Annotated in this window: 14 protein-coding genes; 5 read left to right on the top strand and 9 right to left on the bottom strand. The window is 59.9% G+C overall.

Translation table 11 applies throughout. The annotated features are described in order from the left end of the window. Positions 1-13: 13 nt before the first annotated feature. Both ACL2XG_RS18250 and mdcH read left to right on the top strand, forming a co-directional pair. On the top strand, positions 14-658 hold the full coding sequence (locus tag ACL2XG_RS18250) for a malonate decarboxylase holo-ACP synthase (RefSeq protein WP_413721580.1): 645 nt from the start codon (positions 14-16) through the stop codon (positions 656-658). A gap of 6 nt (positions 659-664) precedes the next feature. Beyond that, positions 665-1,594, top strand: a complete 930-nt coding sequence (gene mdcH, locus ACL2XG_RS18255; RefSeq protein WP_410013220.1) for a malonate decarboxylase subunit epsilon — start codon at positions 665-667, stop codon at positions 1,592-1,594. Here the strand turns inward: mdcH and ACL2XG_RS18260 are convergent. From ACL2XG_RS18260 to ACL2XG_RS18285, 6 genes are all read right to left on the bottom strand, one after another. After that, positions 1,560-2,525, bottom strand: a complete 966-nt coding sequence (locus tag ACL2XG_RS18260; protein ID WP_410013221.1) for a LysR family transcriptional regulator — start codon at positions 2,523-2,525, stop codon at positions 1,560-1,562. The genes mdcH and ACL2XG_RS18260 overlap by 35 nt on opposite strands. Positions 2,526-2,591: 66 nt before the next feature. Next, complete coding sequence (locus ACL2XG_RS18265) at positions 2,592-4,277, bottom strand: alpha-amylase family glycosyl hydrolase (protein ID WP_413723506.1); 1,686 nt, start codon at positions 4,275-4,277, stop codon at positions 2,592-2,594. A 283-nt stretch (positions 4,278-4,560) separates the two neighbouring features. Beyond that, positions 4,561-4,809: a FeoC-like transcriptional regulator gene (locus ACL2XG_RS18270; RefSeq protein ID WP_410013222.1), complete on the bottom strand. Its 249-nt coding sequence runs from the start codon at positions 4,807-4,809 to the stop codon at positions 4,561-4,563. 12 nt (positions 4,810-4,821) lie between these two features. Continuing rightward, positions 4,822-7,128, bottom strand: a complete 2,307-nt coding sequence (gene feoB / locus ACL2XG_RS18275; protein ID WP_410013223.1) for a Fe(2+) transporter permease subunit FeoB — start codon at positions 7,126-7,128, stop codon at positions 4,822-4,824. An 84-nt stretch (positions 7,129-7,212) separates the two neighbouring features. Continuing rightward, positions 7,213-7,437, bottom strand: coding sequence for a ferrous iron transporter A (feoA, locus tag ACL2XG_RS18280; RefSeq protein WP_413721579.1), 225 nt, complete (start codon positions 7,435-7,437; stop codon positions 7,213-7,215). Between the two features lie 398 nt (positions 7,438-7,835). Beyond that, positions 7,836-10,160 (bottom strand): Tex family protein, encoded by a 2,325-nt coding sequence (locus ACL2XG_RS18285; protein WP_410016709.1) that lies wholly within the window; start codon positions 10,158-10,160, stop codon positions 7,836-7,838. Positions 10,161-10,397: 237 nt separating this feature from the next. On the opposite strand from ACL2XG_RS18285, the gene greB reads away from it, so the two are divergent. The 3 genes from greB (at position 10,398) to envZ (ending at position 13,260) form a co-directional block, all read left to right on the top strand. Next, a complete protein-coding gene (greB, locus tag ACL2XG_RS18290; protein ID WP_410013225.1) occupies positions 10,398-10,883 on the top strand; it encodes a transcription elongation factor GreB in 486 nt (161 codons plus the stop codon). A 293-nt stretch (positions 10,884-11,176) separates the two neighbouring features. Next, complete coding sequence (gene ompR, locus ACL2XG_RS18295) at positions 11,177-11,896, top strand: two-component system response regulator OmpR (RefSeq protein ID WP_003853014.1); 720 nt, start codon at positions 11,177-11,179, stop codon at positions 11,894-11,896. Further along, positions 11,893-13,260, top strand: a complete 1,368-nt coding sequence (gene envZ, locus ACL2XG_RS18300) for a two-component system sensor histidine kinase EnvZ (RefSeq protein ID WP_410013226.1) — start codon at positions 11,893-11,895, stop codon at positions 13,258-13,260. Before ompR ends, envZ begins: the two co-directional genes overlap by 4 nt. Positions 13,261-13,609: 349 nt before the next feature. Here envZ and pckA read toward each other — a convergent pair whose 3' ends face one another. From pckA to hslR, 3 genes are all read right to left on the bottom strand, one after another. Further along, positions 13,610-15,229 carry a phosphoenolpyruvate carboxykinase (ATP) gene (gene pckA / locus ACL2XG_RS18305; protein ID WP_413721578.1) on the bottom strand — a complete coding sequence of 540 codons (1,620 nt, stop codon included), beginning with the start codon at positions 15,227-15,229 and terminating at the stop codon, positions 13,610-13,612. Between the two features lie 192 nt (positions 15,230-15,421). After that, a complete protein-coding gene (gene hslO / locus ACL2XG_RS18310; protein ID WP_410013228.1) occupies positions 15,422-16,300 on the bottom strand; it encodes an Hsp33 family molecular chaperone HslO in 879 nt (292 codons plus the stop codon). Between the two features lie 29 nt (positions 16,301-16,329). Beyond that, positions 16,330-16,752, bottom strand: coding sequence for a ribosome-associated heat shock protein Hsp15 (gene hslR / locus ACL2XG_RS18315; protein WP_410013229.1), 423 nt, complete (start codon positions 16,750-16,752; stop codon positions 16,330-16,332). Positions 16,753-16,824 lie beyond the last annotated feature (72 nt).

Below are 16,824 nucleotides of genomic sequence, written 5' to 3' on the forward strand. Positions count from 1 at the left end.
CAGGAGCAAGACCATGCCAATGCCCCGGCCGCACGATCTGTTATGGATTGATAATCCGCAGCGGCTTATCTGGCGCCAGGCCGCGCCCGCCTGGGCGGCGGCGCTGGGGCTGGCGGCGCTGCCGCTGGTCGTGCGGCGCGACAGCGATCCCAGCGGGGAACGGGTGCCGGTCGGCCTGCGCGGGGCGTTGCGCTCGCAGCGCGCCGCGGCCTGGGTGCCGGCGGACGCCGTTACCCATGTCGTGACCCCCGAGATGCTGATCGCGCGGTTATTATCCGCCGCCCCCCCCGATGCCCAGGCCTTGCCGGTAATGCGCGCGCTGCGCCTGCTGGCGGCGAAGCACTGGCCGTGGCCGTGGGGCGTCACCGGCAGCTGCGGTTATATGCTGGCCACTGGTTTACCGGTCAGCCGGCCGGACAGCGATCTGGATTTACTGATTCGTTGCCCGCATCCGGTGGCGCCCGGGGACTTCGCCGCATTGCTGAACCTATTGCCGTCGTTGCCCTGCCGGACCGATATTCAGCTGGAGACGCCGCAGGGCGGCTGCGCGCTGACGGAATGGCTGCGCGGCGGCAGGGTGATGGTTAAGACCGCGCGCGGTCCCATCCTGACGGACAATCCCTGGGATAGCGGCCATGCGCACCCTACTGGAACATAATGCCCTATGAAAATGTTACTGACCTTTCCCGGCCAGGGGCCGCAGGTCCCCGGCATGTTGCACCAGCTACCCGACGATGGCGACACCCGCCGCCTGCTGGACCGCGCGTCGGCCATCCTGGGCGAGCCGGTGCTTGATCTCGATAGCGGCGACGCGCTGCGCGCCACGCGCGCCGTACAGATATGCCTGTTTATCGCGGGGGTGGTCTATGCCCGGCAAATCCTGCGCGCCGGCGTACAGGTGGATTATACCAGCGGATTATCCATCGGCGCCTTTCCGGCGGCGGTCATCGCCGGGGCGCTGGAGTTCGAGGCGGGGCTGCGGCTGGTGGCCCTGCGCGGCGAGCTGATGGAGCAGGCCTATCCTGACGGCTACGGCCTGTCGGCCATCAGCGGCCTGCTCCAGCCGCAGCTTGAGCGTATTATCGCCCGGGTGCATCGGCCGGATAATCCGGTATACCTGGCCAATCTTAACGCCGAGGATCAGTTTGTCATCGCGGGCAGCGAGGCGGCGATGGCGCAAACCTGCGCGCTGTGCCGTGAACAGGGCGCGGGGCGCACCCAGCGCCTGGCGGTCAGCGTGCCGTCGCACTGCGAATTACTCAGCGAACCGGCGCGTCGACTGGCCGCCGCCATGGCCGGGGTCGCGCTCAGGCGTCCGGACATCGGGTACCTGAGCGGCAGCACCGGCCGCGTTTTATGGCAGCCGGACCGCATCGCCGAGGATCTGGCGCTGAATATGGCGCGGCCGGTGCACTGGCGCGACGCCATGATCAGCGCCTATGAGCGCGACGTGCGCCTGGCGGTGGAAATGCCGCCGGGCGCGGTACTCACCGGCCTGACCAAGCGCGTGATGGCGCAGGGCGAGGCCATTGCCTTCAGCCAGAATCCGCTGTCGCTGATTACGGCGCTGGCCGGGCGGTTGACGCGGCGTTAAGCGGCCCGCCGCCGATGTCGCCGTGATCGCGCGCGTACATGCGGCCTTCCGCCACCAACGCCAGCATATCGGGGTCATGCTCGCGGCTGCGGGCAAATACCAGGGCGATGGTCTGGCGCATTTGATACGGGGCGGACAGCGTCATCAGGCGCACCGAATGTTCATAAATACGCTTCATGCGGCCCGGCAGCAGGGTATAACCCACTCCCGCCTGCACCAGGTTGATCATCGAGAAAATATCATTGACCCGGGTAACGATCTGCGGCTCGAATCCGGCGATATGGAACGCTTCCTGGAAACCATGATACGTGGCGAATCCTTCGGTGAGCGAAACAAATTTTTCGTGTTTGAAATCGCGCAGATCCGCCGGTCCCGTGGCATACAGCCGGGACGAGGCCGGCGCGGCGAGGTAAATGTCATCAATAAACAGCGGCAGGGTCTCGAAGCGGGCGGGATCGATCTGCGTATCGCTGATGGAAATCAGGATAGCGTCCAACTGCTGATCCTCAAGCTTCACCAGCAGATCCTGATTGGATCCCATCAGCAGTTCCAGCTCCAGCTCCGGGCGCCGCAGTTTTAAGCCCATAATCAGCCGCGGGATGGTATCGAGGGTCAGGGAGTACATGGTGCCCAGTTTCAGCCGGCCCTGGCCGATACCGCCGCATTTGCGGGTTTCCTCAATGCCCTTGCGCATCAGGTCCGAGACCTCGCGGGCATACTCGGCCAGGGTCTCGGCGGCCGGCAGCGGTGAAAGATTACGTCCCTGGTGGATAAACAGCGGGCAGCGTACGCCTTCTTCCAGGGTATGCAGGGCGCGATGGACGCTGACGGTGCTGAGCCCCAGCAGATCGGCGGTGCGGCTGATGTTGCGCTTATCCATAAATGCCAGGAAAATCTCAAGCTTACGGAAAGTGATATCGTTATCGATCATAACAGGGGTCCCATCCCGACGGGAAAAGTGTTCGGCACGGGCGGCCCCGAAACCGGTCGCGTGGAGTCAGGCGAGGTTTTCCAGCCAGAAGAATTGATACGGCGCCAGGCTCAGCGGGGTATCGCCCGTCAATAACCGATAATTTACCACGTCCCGGTAGCGTCCCGGCGGTAAAGTGCAGGTCATGGTTTTGGCGCTGAGGTTAAAAACGCACAAAATGGCCTGCCGGGCGGCGCGGCGGTAAAAAGCAAACAGCGCGTTATCCCATTCCAGCACCTCCATGGCGGCATCCGGATGAAAGGCCGGCTGTCCGCGGCGCCGTTGGATCACATCGCTGAGATGATGAAATACCCGCGAGCGCAGCGAGGTTTCGTCCGCGAGCGCCGCTTCGATAGCCTTCAGCGGATATTTTTCCCGGTTCACCGCGCGGTTGTAGCCGGCGGCCTTTACCCCTTCGTAATCATTGCGCGAGCCGAGGATGCTTTGGATATACACCGCCGGTACGCCGGGAAACGCCAGCAGAATGGCGTGCGCCAGCAAAAAACGCGCCAGGCGCGTATCGTCGGTGTCCTGGCGCCGGTTAAGGGCATCAAGAAAGGTGACGTTGATTTCATAAGGACTGGTGGTGCCGTCGGTATTTTGTTTATAGGACACCAGCGCCCCCTCGGATTCCAGATCGCGCACCAGGCTGTTGATTTCCACTTCAGGCAGGATGCCGCGCAGCGGGTTCATGCCGATGCCGTCGTGGGAGGCGAGGAAATTGAAAAAGGTGATGTGGGGATTGCTGGTGTCAAGGGTTGCCGCCCACTGGCGCAGGGCGCGGCTGCTGCCGTTATGGATGGCGTGCAGCACCAGGGGCGGCAGCGGGAACTGATAGACCATTTGCGCCTCGTCCCGCCCATTGCCGAAATAGCTGATGTTATCTTTATGCGGCACGTTGGTTTCGGTAATGATCACCGTGCCGGGCGCCACTTCGTCAACGATGGCGCGCATCAGCTTGACCAGCAGATGGGTCTTGGGCAGGTGGATGCAGCGCGTGCCGATTTCCTTCCACAGATAGCCCACCGCGTCGAGGCGGATGTAATCCGCCCCCTGCGTCAGGTAATGCAGCAAGACCCCGATAATGCTTATCAGCACGTGGGGATCGGCAAAGTTAAGATCAACCTGATCGGCGCTGAAGGTGGTCCACAGATAGCGGGTTTCCCCCTCCTTCATGGTAAAGGGCGTCAACAGCGGCGAGGTGCGCGGGCGGGTCACGGTGCTTAAATCAGTGGCGGGCGGCACGTTGATAAAAAAGTTTTCAAACCCCGTTTGCTGTTCCCGGTAGCCCGCCAGCCATTTGCTGTGCGCGGAAATATGATTGCAGACGAAATCGAACATCAGCCGGGTGGATTGATTCAGCCGGCTGATATGCTGCCAACTGCCGACGATGGGATTGACCTGATGGTAGTCGATGACCGAAAAACCGTCGTCCGACGAATAGGGATAAAACGGCAACAGGTGCACCAGGTTAAACGTGTCCTGGAGCCGCTGTTCAAAAAAGGTGGTCAGGGTCGCCAGGGTGGGTTGTTCCGCTTCCATAAACTGATCGGCATAGGTAATCAGCACGACGTCCTGCTCATCCCAGTGTAATTTGCGTGGCTGCTGTTGCGTCGATTTGGCAAAGCTGATTTTACTCTTGATGGTGTCCAGCTGCGCCTGGGTCAGGGATGAGGCGTAAATCTCTTCAAGTAAATGGGTAATGGCTTCCATCATGGCACCTTGTAAAAGTGACGACGTCCTGAAACAGCATGACCGTGGCGTTGACGCCATGTTGTCAATGTAGCCATTCGCAAGAAAAGCGCAAACCCTGTTATTTCTTCTTATGACGCCCCCGCCGGCGATATTGGCCGCGACGGGTCGATAAATAACCCGATTAACAGCGGGTTAGGGTCTTGGCGGTCCGTGCGCCGCCGGAGAGGGGGAAACACATTTGCGGAGCAGTCCGATACGCTGCGGCGCGGAGCGGGGGGGGGGAGGGGCGGCGCCGGGAAGGTTAATCCCGCCGTGGCGTCAGCCGGTAAACCGGCGTTCGGCAACCGCCGCCCTGGGGACAGTGCCGGCACCCGGCAGGCAGGTCGGCTCCCGCCGCGACGCGCAGGCGTTCAGCCTTGCCCATCATCACCAGTTGTTCAAGCATGGCCTGCGTCATGGCGGCGGACAGATTGAGCTGCGCGCTTAACTGGCGAGCGTCGGCCTGGCCCCGGAGCGCCAGGGCATCGCGTAATCGCAACAGATCGGCCATCGGCGGCGCGCCTTAATGACAACCGCCGCCGGTTGGCGTGGCGCAGCGCGCGCATCCTCCGTCCGGCGGCAGGGAAACGTCAAATCGGCGGCGCATCAGGTAAAGCGTTGCGATAAACACCATGTTGAACAGCAGGACCACGCCAATACAAAGGGCGCTATAGGCCGGGTGCGCGGTGAATGTCGCCGCCTGGTAAAACAGGGTGGCCAGGGAATAAGCGACGTTAACGCCCCAGACGATGGACAGCGTCATCCAGCCCCGGCTGCTTTCACGGGCGATGGCGCCCATCACCGACACGCAGGGAACATACAGCAGCACAAAAATCAGGTAACTGTAGGCGGCAACGGCGTTGCCGAATTTTCCGGCCATCACGCCCATGGAGCGCCCGTTCATCTCGCCGTCGCCTTTGCTGGCCTCAATCGGATTGGCCAGCACGCTGAGGCTGAAGGTGTCTTTCAGGTTGCGCCACGTTTCGGCCAGCGCACCGGTCAATTCCGCCGCCAGATCAAAACGCTGCGGGTCGAAGGGCGAGGCGGCGATATGTTCGGCGGTGTATAGGGTATTCAACGTGCCGACCACCACTTCCTTGGCCATGGCGCCGGTCACCAGGCCCACCGTCGCCTGCCAGTTATCCGCGTGAACGCCCATCGGCGCCAGCAGCGGCGTCAGCACTTTGCTGACCGACGCCAGCGCCGAGTCGTTAATATCATCCACCGCCGCGCCGCGCAGCGAAAAACTGTTGAGCGCGCCGATAAACATACTGGCGACGATAATCACTTTGCCCGCGCGCAGTACAAATCCCTGGAGCTTTTGCCAGGTTTGCAACAGCAGGCTTTTGAGATGCGGCACGTGGTACACCGGCAGCTCCATGATAAACGGCATGGCCTCGCCACGCATGATGGTGTGCTTGAGCATCAGTCCGGTCAGCACCGCGACGACAATGCCGAGCAGATAGAGCGAAAAGACCACCGTCGCCCCCTCCTGGCCGAAAAACGCCGCGGCAAACACCGCGAAAATCGCCAGCCGGGCACCGCAGGACATAAAGGGCGCCATCATGATGGTCATCAGGCGTTCGCGGTGTGCATCCAGCGTGCGCGCCCCCATCACCGCGGGGACGTTGCAGCCGAAGCCGACAATCAGCGGCACGAAGGATTTGCCCGGCAGCCCGAGCGCTTGCATCATCCGGTCCATGACAAACGCCGCGCGCGCCATGTAGCCGGAATCCTCGAGGAAAGAGAGAAACAGATACATCATGCCGATTTGCGGAATCAGCGGCAGCACCGTATTAATGCCGCCGCCAACGCCCTGGGCCAGGAACACCGTCAGCCAGCGCGGAAACGCCAGCGTATGCCCGAGCCATTGGGCGCCGTCGACAAACAGGGCGGCGGATCCGATGTCAAACAGCGGCTGCAGCGCGCCGCCGACATTGATGGCCAGCAGGAACATCAGGTACATGACAAAAAAGAAGATGGGCACCCCGAGCCAGCGGTTAAGCACCACGGCGTCAAGCCTGGCGGTCATGGCGTTTGCCGCCGTCAGATGGCCGTTGCTGGCCGCCGTGCAGATCGCGGCGATGCCGCGATAACGGGCATCGGCGATCAGCAGCGACGGATCGTCCGCCAGGGTGGCCGTCATCCGGTCTAGCTGACCGGCCGCGGCGCTGAAGCGGGCGCGGGCGTAAACATCCCCCTCCAGCAGTTGCAGCGCCAGCCAGCGGCGCTGGACCCTGGGCAGTTCGGCCGGCAGCATGGGCAGTAAATGCCGCACCGCCCGCAGGATATCCGCCGGATAGGGCGCCTGGAATGGTTCCCTCGGCCGCGCTCCCAGGGTTATCGCCTGTTTTAACGCGCCGATGCCCCTGGCGCGGGTGGAGACCAGCGGCACCACCGGGCAACCGAGCCGCCGTGACAGCATGGGGATATCAATGACCACCCGCTGATTTTCGGCGATATCCAGCATGTTCAACGCCAGGATGCAAGGAATGCCCAGCTCGAGGATCTGCAGGGTCAGGTACAGGTTGCGCTCAAGATTGGAGGCGTCGACCACATTCACCAGCACGTCGGCTTCCCCGCTGAATATAAAACGACAGGCTATTTGCTCGTCAAGCGAGGATTGCGGCGACAGGGTGGTTAATGAATAAGTGCCCGGTAAATCAATTACCGCCACCTGATGGCCAGCGCTGACAAAAAAGCCCTCTTTACGTTCAACCGTGACGCCGGCCCAATTGCCGACCCGCTGGTGCGCGCCGGTTAATTGATTAAATAACGTGGTTTTGCCGGCGTTCGGATTACCGATTAAACCAATGCTGAGCTTTTTCATAGCCTGTAAATATCCATAAACAGAAATGATCCCTATATCGGGCGAACCGCGTTCGGCGTCAGGACCAGGGGACGGCTGGCCGGGTCAGGCCTGGACGGCCAGTCTCAGCTGGGAGAGATCCTTCCTGCGCACCGCCAGCTGCATCCGGCGTGTCTCTATCTGGATCGGATCGCCCAGCGGCGCCACGCGGATGACCTGGAAAGAGGCGCCGGGCAGCATGCCCAGCGACAATAGCTTTTGCCGGTATGCCGGGCTTATCTCTGCGGCATAGCCGATAATTTCATAATGGTGGTGGGGTAACAGCTGCATATAACCTTCTTAAACAATTCACGTACTGCTCTTTGAATAAAGCCTGCGCCCAATAAAAAACGCTTTTTTTGATTTTATTTCCCTGTTTTAACATCAATGGCTCGCATTGGCAAATGAAACTTATTCGTAAATAGATTCGCGCAGGCAGGAATACATTAATTGAAATAATAATTATTATTTCAAAATAATATTAATGCATTATTAATATAATATATTTGTTGAGTGTTTTTTTGGCGGTCACGTTATTATAAGCGGGATTAACGTTATGAATGTTGATGTGATGAAATAAGAATGTTAAACCGGAGCTTCATTAATAGCGGCGCGATGTTTTGCGCCGCACGCCGGTAATCAGCGCCGGCATTGACTCGCGCGCCGGCACCGCGGGGAGAGTGATGACCTCAGCGTTTTTTGCCGAGCGCGGCCGCCAGTGCATCGCCTAGCACGCTGTTGCCGGCGGCGGACGGGCTGCCGGGGCGGGGTTTGGCCGCCGGACGCGCAGGCGCGTCGCGCCGTTTATCGCCGCCGCCGTCGCGACGGCTTGAGGTTTCGCCGGGCTGCTCGTCCAGGCGCATGGTCAGGGCGATACGCTTGCGCGGCAAATCCACGTCCATCACTTTCACCTTGACGATATCCCCGGCCTTGACCACTTTATGCGGGTCCTCGACAAAGCTCGCCGACAGGGAGGAGATATGCACCAACCCGTCCTGATGCACGCCGATATCCACGAACGCGCCGAAGTTGGTGACATTGGTGACGGTGCCTTCCAGTATCATGCCCAGGGTTAAATCCTGCAGGGTTTCCACACCCTCGGCGAACGTAGCGGTCTTGAATTCCGGCCGCGGATCGCGTCCCGGTTTTTCCAGTTCCCGGATAATATCGGTCACCGTGGGCAGGCCGACGCGCTCATCGGTAAAGCGAACCGGGTCGATGCCGCGCAGCGCGCCCGCGTTGCCCAGCAGCTTGTCAAGGGTAAGCTCGGTGGCCTTGAGGATGCGCTCTACCACCGGATAGCTTTCCGGATGCACGGTGGAGGCGTCCAGCGGATTGTCGCCATGGTTGATGCGCAGGAACCCGGCGCATTGTTCAAAGGCTTTCGGCCCGAGCCGGCCCACTTTCAGCAACTGGCTGCGATCGCGGAAACGGCCGTTTTCATCGCGCCAGTTCACGATATTCTGCGCCATCATGCGCGTCAGTCCCGCCACCCGGGTCAACAGCGGCACCGAGGCGGTATTCAGATCCACGCCGACGGCGTTCACGCAGTCCTCCACCACCGTATCGAGCTTTTTCGCCAGCAGGCTTTGGCTGACGTCATGCTGATACTGGCCGACGCCGATGGATTTCGGGTCGATCTTGACCAGTTCCGCCAGCGGATCCTGCAACCGGCGGGCGATGGACACCGCGCCGCGCAGCGAGACGTCCAGGTCGGGGAATTCCAGCGCCGCCAGCTCCGAGGCGGAATAGACCGATGCCCCGGCCTCGCTGACAATCACCTTCTGCGCGGTGACCTTGGGGAACTGTTCCTTGACCAGGGCGAAAAAGCGTTCGGTTTCCCGGGACGCGGTGCCGTTGCCGATGGCCACCAGTTCCACCTGATGCTTCAGGCACAGGGCCGCCACCGCCGCCACGGCTTTTGCCGTCTGGCCGGTATGAGGATAGATGGTATCGGTGGCCACCAGCTTGCCGGTGGCGTCCACCACCGCCACCTTGACGCCGGTGCGCAGCCCCGGATCCAGTCCCATGGTCGGACGCAGGCCCGCCGGCGCGGCCATCATCAGGTCGTGCATATTGCGGGCAAAGACCTGGATGGCCTCTTCTTCGGCTTTTTCGCGGATGCTGCCCATCAGTTCGGTTTCCAGGTGCAGCAGGATCTTGATGCGCCAGGTCCAGTTAATCACCGCCCGGCGCCAGGCGTCGCCCGGGGCCTGATTGAGGCGCACCTGCAAGTGATCGATAATCATCTGCTCGCAGTGGCTTTCACGCGGCGGCTCGTCCGAATGCGGATCGGCATTCAGCGAAAGTTGCAAAATACCCTCGTTACGGCCGCGGAACATAGCCAGGGCACGGTGGGAGGGCACCTGCGCCAGCGGCTCGTGATGGGCAAAATAATCGCGGAACTTGGCGCCTTCCTCTTCTTTGCCGGCAATCACGCTGGCCACGAGATGGGCGTTTTTCCATAGGTAATGGCGGATTTTCGCCAGCAGCGCCGCGTCTTCGGCAAAACGCTCCATCAGGATATAACGCGCGCCGTCCAGCGCCGCCTTGACATCGGCCACGCCTTTTTCGGCGTCGACATACGCCGCGGCCACGTCTTCCGGCTGCCGGCTGGCATCCCGCCATAGGGTCTCGGCCAGGGGTTCGAGGCCGGCCTCAAGGGCGATTTGCCCGCGCGTGCGGCGTTTGAGCTTGTAGGGCAGGTAGAGATCCTCGAGTTCGGTTTTGCTCAGCGTGCCGTTGATAGCCGTCGCCAGCTGTTCGGTCAGCTTGCCCTGATCGTCTATGGCTTTCAGAATTGTCTGGCGCCGTTCCTCAAGCTCGCGCAGGTAACCAAGGCGGGTTTCCAGCTGGCGCAACTGGGTATCGTCCAGGCCGCCGGTGACCTCTTTACGATAGCGCGAGATAAAAGGCACGGTATTGCCTTCGTCCAGCAGGCGGATAGCGGCGTCGACCTGCTCCGGGCGGGCCTTCAGCTCGGCGGCAATGAGGCGATTCAAAGGATCATTCATCATTCTGTTTTGTTCGTCATCACGTTATGGGTTACTTATGCAGTGGACAGTTATACGTATTGCGCCGCCAAAATGCCAGTCATCTGATGGATGCGGGCGCGGTAAGCGGCGAAAATTGCGCGATTGTTCAAGAAGCCGCGGCCGGGGCGCGGGGATGGGCGCCGGCGCAGCGTCGCGAGGCGGCGGTCTATGGTATATTTCCCGGGTACGGCTTCTCACATTTGCTAAACGGTCACGATGAAAACCAATCTAATTACCCGTCAGGGCTATCGGGAACTCCAGGAAGAGTTAGATCACCTCTGGAAGCACTATCGTCCCGAAATTACCGAAAAGGTGTCCTGGGCCGCCAGTCTTGGCGATCGCAGCGAAAACGCCGATTATCATTACAACAAAAAGATCCTGCGTGAAATCGATCGCCGGGTGCGCTATTTGCGCCGGGTACTAAAAGAAGCGCGGGTCGTGGATTATTCGCCGCAGCAGGAAGGCCGGGTATTTTTCGGCGCCTGGGTGGAGGTGGAAAATGATCAGGGTGAGCGGCTCCGCTTCCGCATTGCCGGGCCGGATGAAATCTTCAAGCACAAATCTTATATTTCCATTGATTCCCCCATGGCGCGGGCTTTAATCAAAAAAGCGGTGGACGATGAAGCGGTGGTCGCCACGCCCACCGGTTTAAAAACCTGGTATGTGAATAAAATTTCTTATCAGGAACCGTTGGGAGAATAAATGAAATATGCGAAATATAAGGCCGCTAAGGTTTACTTTGCCAGGGGTAAAGTGAACAATCATCCTACCCGGTCGGTTTAATTATCGTCATGCCGGCATTTGTGGATAAATACCGGTAAAGACCGGCGATGATCGTCATAAAGCGCTTTTTTTTGCCGAATATGTGGATAACTACGTATTTCCATATGCTTTGTAACAATTTTGCTTAGAATATACACCTGAAACCGCTGTCAGTGCCTTACAGGTTTCTGAACAATACGCTTACGGGCGTATCGCCTTTGGGAGAGAGAACAATGCAAGAGAATTACAAGATTCTGGTCGTGGACGATGATATGCGTTTAAGGGCCCTGCTGGAGCGTTATTTAACCGAACAGGGATTCCAGGTGCGCAGCGTCGCCAATGCCGAGCAGATGGATCGCCTGCTGACGCGCGAGTCCTTCCATCTGATGGTGCTGGACCTGATGCTGCCGGGCGAGGATGGCCTGTCCATTTGCCGCCGGCTGCGCAGCCAGAGCAATCCGATGCCGATCATTATGGTCACGGCCAAAGGCGAAGAGGTGGATCGGATCGTCGGTCTGGAAATCGGCGCTGACGACTATATTCCCAAGCCCTTTAATCCCCGCGAGCTACTGGCGCGCATCCGCGCGGTGCTCAGGCGCCAGGCCAATGAGCTGCCGGGCGCGCCTTCGCAGGAAGAGGCGATTATCGCCTTCGGTAAATTCAAGCTGAATCTCGGCACCCGCGAGATGTTCCGCGAGGATGAGCCCATGCCGTTGACCAGCGGCGAATTCGCGGTACTTAAGGCGCTGGTAAGCCATCCCCGCGAGCCGTTATCGCGCGATAAGCTGATGAACCTGGCCCGTGGCCGGGAGTACAGCGCCATGGAGCGCTCCATAGACGTGCAGATTTCCCGCCTGCGCCGTATGGTCGAGGAAGACCCCGCCCACCCGCGCTATATCCAGACCGTTTGGGGTTTGGGATACGTATTCGTGCCGGACGGCAGTAAAGCATGAGGCGATGGCGCTTCTCTCCGCGCAGTTCTTTTGCACGGAGTCTGTTGTTAATCGTTACCCTGCTGTTCGTCAGCCTGGTGACGACCTATCTTGTGGTACTGAATTTCGCGATATTACCCAGCCTGCAGCAGTTCAATAAAGTGCTGGCGTACGAAGTGCGCATGCTGATGACCGACCGTCTGCAGCTTGAGGACGGTACGCTGCTTGAAGTCCCGCCGGCGTTCCGGCGCGAGATTTACCGGGAGTTGGGCATTTCCCTTTATACCAATGCAGCGGCCGAGGACAGCGGGCTGCGGTGGGCTCAGCATTATGAGTTCCTCAGCCAGCAGATGGCGCAGCAGCTCGGCGGCCCCACCGATGTGCGGGTGGAGGTCACCAAGAATTCGCCGGTGGTCTGGCTGAAGACCTGGCTGTCGCCGGATATCTGGGTGCGCATTCCGTTAACAGAAATCCATCAGGGCGATTTTTCGCCTTTATTCCGCTATACCCTGGCCATTATGCTGCTGGCAATAGGCGGCGCCTGGTTGTTTATCCGGATGCAGAACCGTCCGCTGGTGGACCTGGAGCACGCCGCGCTGCAGGTGGGCAAAGGCATTATACCGCCGCCGCTGCGGGAATACGGCGCCTCGGAGGTGCGTTCGGTCACCCGGGCGTTTAACCAGATGACCTCCGGCGTCAAGATGCTGGCCGACGATCGGACCCTGCTGATGGCCGGCGTCAGCCACGATTTGCGCACGCCGTTGACGCGTATCCGCCTGGCCACCGAGATGATGAACGCCGAGGATGGCTATCTGGCCGAGTCGATCAATAAGGATATTGAAGAGTGTAACGCCATTATCGAGCAATTTATCGATTATCTGCGTACCGGGCAGGAGATGCAGACCGAGATGGCGGATCTGAACGGCATCCTGGCGGAAGTGGTGGCGGCTGAAAGCGGTTATGAACGTATTATCGAAACCGCGCTGTTCGATGATGAGCTGATTGTTAACGTGAATCCGTTGTCGATTAAACGGGCGGCGGTGAATATGGTGGTTAACGCAGCCCGTTACGGTAACGGCTGGATCCGCGTGAACAGCGGGCGGGACGCGCACCGGGTTTGGTTTGAGGTGGAGGACGATGGGCCGGGCATCGAACCTTCGCAGCTGAAATATCTGTTCCAGCCCTTCGTGCGCGGGGACAGCGCGCGCAGCACCAGCGGCACCGGGCTGGGGCTGGCTATTGTGCAGCGTATTGTCGACGCCCACGACGGTACGCTGGATATCGGCAGCAGCGAGCGCGGCGGCCTGCGTATTCGCGCGTACCTGCCGTTGCCTGTGAATGCGCATGACGTTCCCGTCGTGACCTCGGTAAAGAAAACGGCGTAATCCCGCCGCGGCAACGACCGCGGGGCAAAAAAAAGCCTCCGTTACGCGGAGGCATGATGTGGACTGGCAAGCGCCGGATTTAAGCCCGGTGTCAGCGGGCCTAGCATGCCATGGGGCACTCTGGCGGCCAGGAAAACCATGGCCGCTTCGACCCCATTGGCACGCTCTCCCTTGAACACGTCTGCTTTAGGTTCGGCGTTGGCGGGCCTAGCATGCCATGGGGCGCTCTGGCGGCCAGGAAAACCATGGCCGCTTCGACCCCATTGGCACGCTCTGCCTTTAACACGCCGGATTTACGTCCGGTGTCAGTGGGCTTACCGCGCCGGGGTTTAGCCCGGCGCCGGGGTGCTTAAAGCTTCGGTCCCGCTTTAACCAGCGCCTTGCCTGCCGGCGTGTCGGTGTATTTATCAAAATTGGTGATAAACCGTTTCGCCAGGTCGTCGGCCTTTTCCTGCCACAGACCGGGTTCGGCGTAGGTATGGCGCGGGTCGAGAATCTGGCTGTCGACGCCGGCCAGCGTCATCGGCACCGCCAGGTTGAATACCGGTAGCGTGAGGGTTTCCGCATCGTCGATAGCGCCGCTCAGGATCGCGTCGATAATGGCGCGGGTATTTTTGATGGAAATGCGTTTACCGGTGCCGTTCCAGCCGGTATTCACCAGATAGGCCTTGGCGCCGGCGGCGTTCATGCGTTTGGCCAGTACCTCCGCGTACTGGGTCGGGTGCAGCGACAGGAACGCCGCGCCGAAGCAGGCCGAGAAAGTGGGGGTCGGCGCGGTGATGCCGCGTTCGGTGCCGGCAAGCTTGGCGGTAAAGCCGGACAGGAAGTGATATTGCGCCTGTTCCACCGTCAGTCTGGCCACCGGCGGCAGTACCCCGAAGGCGTCGGCGGTCAGGAAGATGACCCTGGACGCATGGCCCGCTTTCGATACCGGTTTGACGATATTCTCGATATGGTAGATAGGGTATGAGACGCGGGTATTTTCGGTTTTGCTGCCGTCGTCAAAGTCTACGCTGCCGTCGGCCCGGACAACCACGTTTTCCAGCAGGGCGTCGCGGCGGATGGCGTGGAAAATTTCCGGCTCGGCTTCCTCCGACAGATGGATGGTCTTGGCGTAGCAGCCGCCCTCGAAGTTAAAGACGCCGTCGTCGTCCCAGCCGTGCTCATCGTCGCCGATAAGCCGGCGGTGCGGATCGGTGGACAGCGTGGTTTTGCCGGTGCCCGACAGGCCAAAGAAAATGGCGACATCTTCGGCGGCGCCGACATTGGCCGAGCAGTGCATCGAGGCGATGCCTTTTAACGGCAGCAGGTAGTTCATGATCGAGAACATGCCTTTTTTCATTTCGCCGCCGTACCAGGTGCCGCCAATCAGCTGCATCCGTTCCGTCAGGTTAAAGGCGATAAAGTTTTCCGAGTGCATGCCCTGCTGTTGCCAGTCCGGATTGGTGCATTTGGCCCCGTTCATGACCACGAAATCAGGTTTGAAGTCCCGCAGTTCCTCTTCATCGGGGCGGATAAACATGTTTTTGACGAAGTGCGCCTGCCAGGCCACCTCGGTGATAAAGCGTACCTTTAACCGGCTGTTTTCATTGGCGCCGCAAAACGCATCCACGATAAACAGGCGTTTGCCCGACAGCTGGTTGCCGACGAGTTGTTTCAGGTGGCTCCAGGTCTCCTGACTGAGCGGATGATTGTCGTTGTTGCCTTTACCCTGATCCGACCACCAGACGGTATCGCGCGTTACGTCGTCGCGCACCAGGTATTTGTCCTTCGGCGAGCGGCCGGTAAAGATACCGGTATCGACGGCCACGGCGCCGGTGCTGGTGACGGTGCCGCGCTCAAATCCTTGCAGTGAATCGGCGGTTTCTTCCTGGAACAATAAGGCAAAATCCGGGTTGTAAATCACCTCGCTACAGTTAGTAATGCCATAGCCGACCAGGTCTTGCGCGTTGATACCATGACTTGCCATATGACGACTCCTTAGCTTTAAATTATTACCTGTAGCGATTGTAAGGGTTACCCAGTGGATCACCGAGAGGTAGGTCATGAAATAACCGACGTCAGCAAGTTTTACACTGTATTGGGAGCTGACGCATAAATAAAGCTTCAGCATGCGCTACCATAGGCAAGTCTATCTGTCCTGTGCCCGCCGGCGCCTATCTCAGTGTAATTGTGTCTCAGGGCCCGTGCGGTCTGACTTTATCGCCGCGACATCCCCGGCGGTAAAGACATAATGACTACCGCAGAAATCACAATGCATGTCGATGGTTTCGTCCTGATCGAGCATTTCATCAAGCTCATGCTCCGGCAGCGTCAGCAGCGCGTCAGCACAACGCTGCCGGGAGCAGGTGCAAAGAAAACGGACGTCCTGGGCGGGGTAAAGCGATACCTTATCCTGATGATAGAGGCGATATAACACGTCATCGGCCGGCAGGGTGAACAGCTCTTCCGCCTTGACTGTGGCGGTCAACTGCGCCAGGCGGTCAAAGTCGTCGTGGCTGGCATCGCGCGCGGGCAGCACCTGTAGCAGCATACCGGCGGCCGCGACCTGGCCGTTGGCTTCGCCGGTACGGATAAACAGGCGGGTCAGCAGCTGTTCAGACTGCAGGAAGTAGTTTTCCAGGCAATCGGCAAGGTGTTCTCCTTCCAGGCCCACCACGCCCTGGTAACGCTCGCCCTCATCCGGGGTGAGCGTAATGACCAGGTAGCCGTTGCCGACCATTTGTCTGAGCGTGCTGTTTTCGGCGATGTCGCCGTCGATGCGCGCCACGCCGCGCATATTCTGCTGGTGATCGCCGTTAATGACCACCAGGCGCAGCGGCCCGTCGCCCTGCAGTTGCACGGTAATCTCGCCGCTGAATTTCAGCGTGGCGGTCAGCAGGCTGGTGACCACCAGCATTTCCCCCAGCAGGTTTTTGACGCTGGGCGGGTAATCATGCTGGCCCAGGACCTGCCGGTAGGTATCATGCAATGAAACCAGTTCACCGCGCACGGCATAATCTTCAAATAAATAACGGTGTAGCTGGTCGTGAATGGCCATAATCCTCTCTCTTGCCGGTGGCGGCGGGCTTATTCCCCCGACTCGCCATATTTAAATTTAATCAGGTTGCGGCGCTCTTTTTTATCCGGCCGCCGGTCCGGGTGGGTCACGTTCTGGGCATTGATTTTGCGCGCGGCGGCCAGCTTTTCGCGTTTGGCCACGCTTTGCGCCGTTTCCTGGTAGAACAGTTGCGCTTCGCTGGCGGGCCGGCGCTGTACCGTGAGGGTAAGCGCCACCACGGTGCGTTCGTCATCACCCTGGCGCAGGGTGATCTCCGCGCCGCTCTCCATGATTTTGCCGGGTTTGGTGCGCTGTCCGTTGTAATGGACTTTGCCGCCTTCCACCATTTCCCGGGCGATGGCGCGGGTTTTGTAAAATCGTGCCGCCCAAAGCCATTTATCAAGGCGGACGGCCTCTTCCTGTCCGCCTTTGTCCTTATCCTGGTTTTTCATCGTGCCTCCTGTGTGCTGGCCGGGAACGGGCGCTTTTTCAGTACCCGGTCCGCCGGGTGGATGCCGCGCTGG

The sequence above is a fragment of the Sodalis sp. RH24 genome (assembly GCF_047324145.1).
GTDB lineage: Bacteria > Pseudomonadota > Gammaproteobacteria > Enterobacterales > Enterobacteriaceae > Acerihabitans.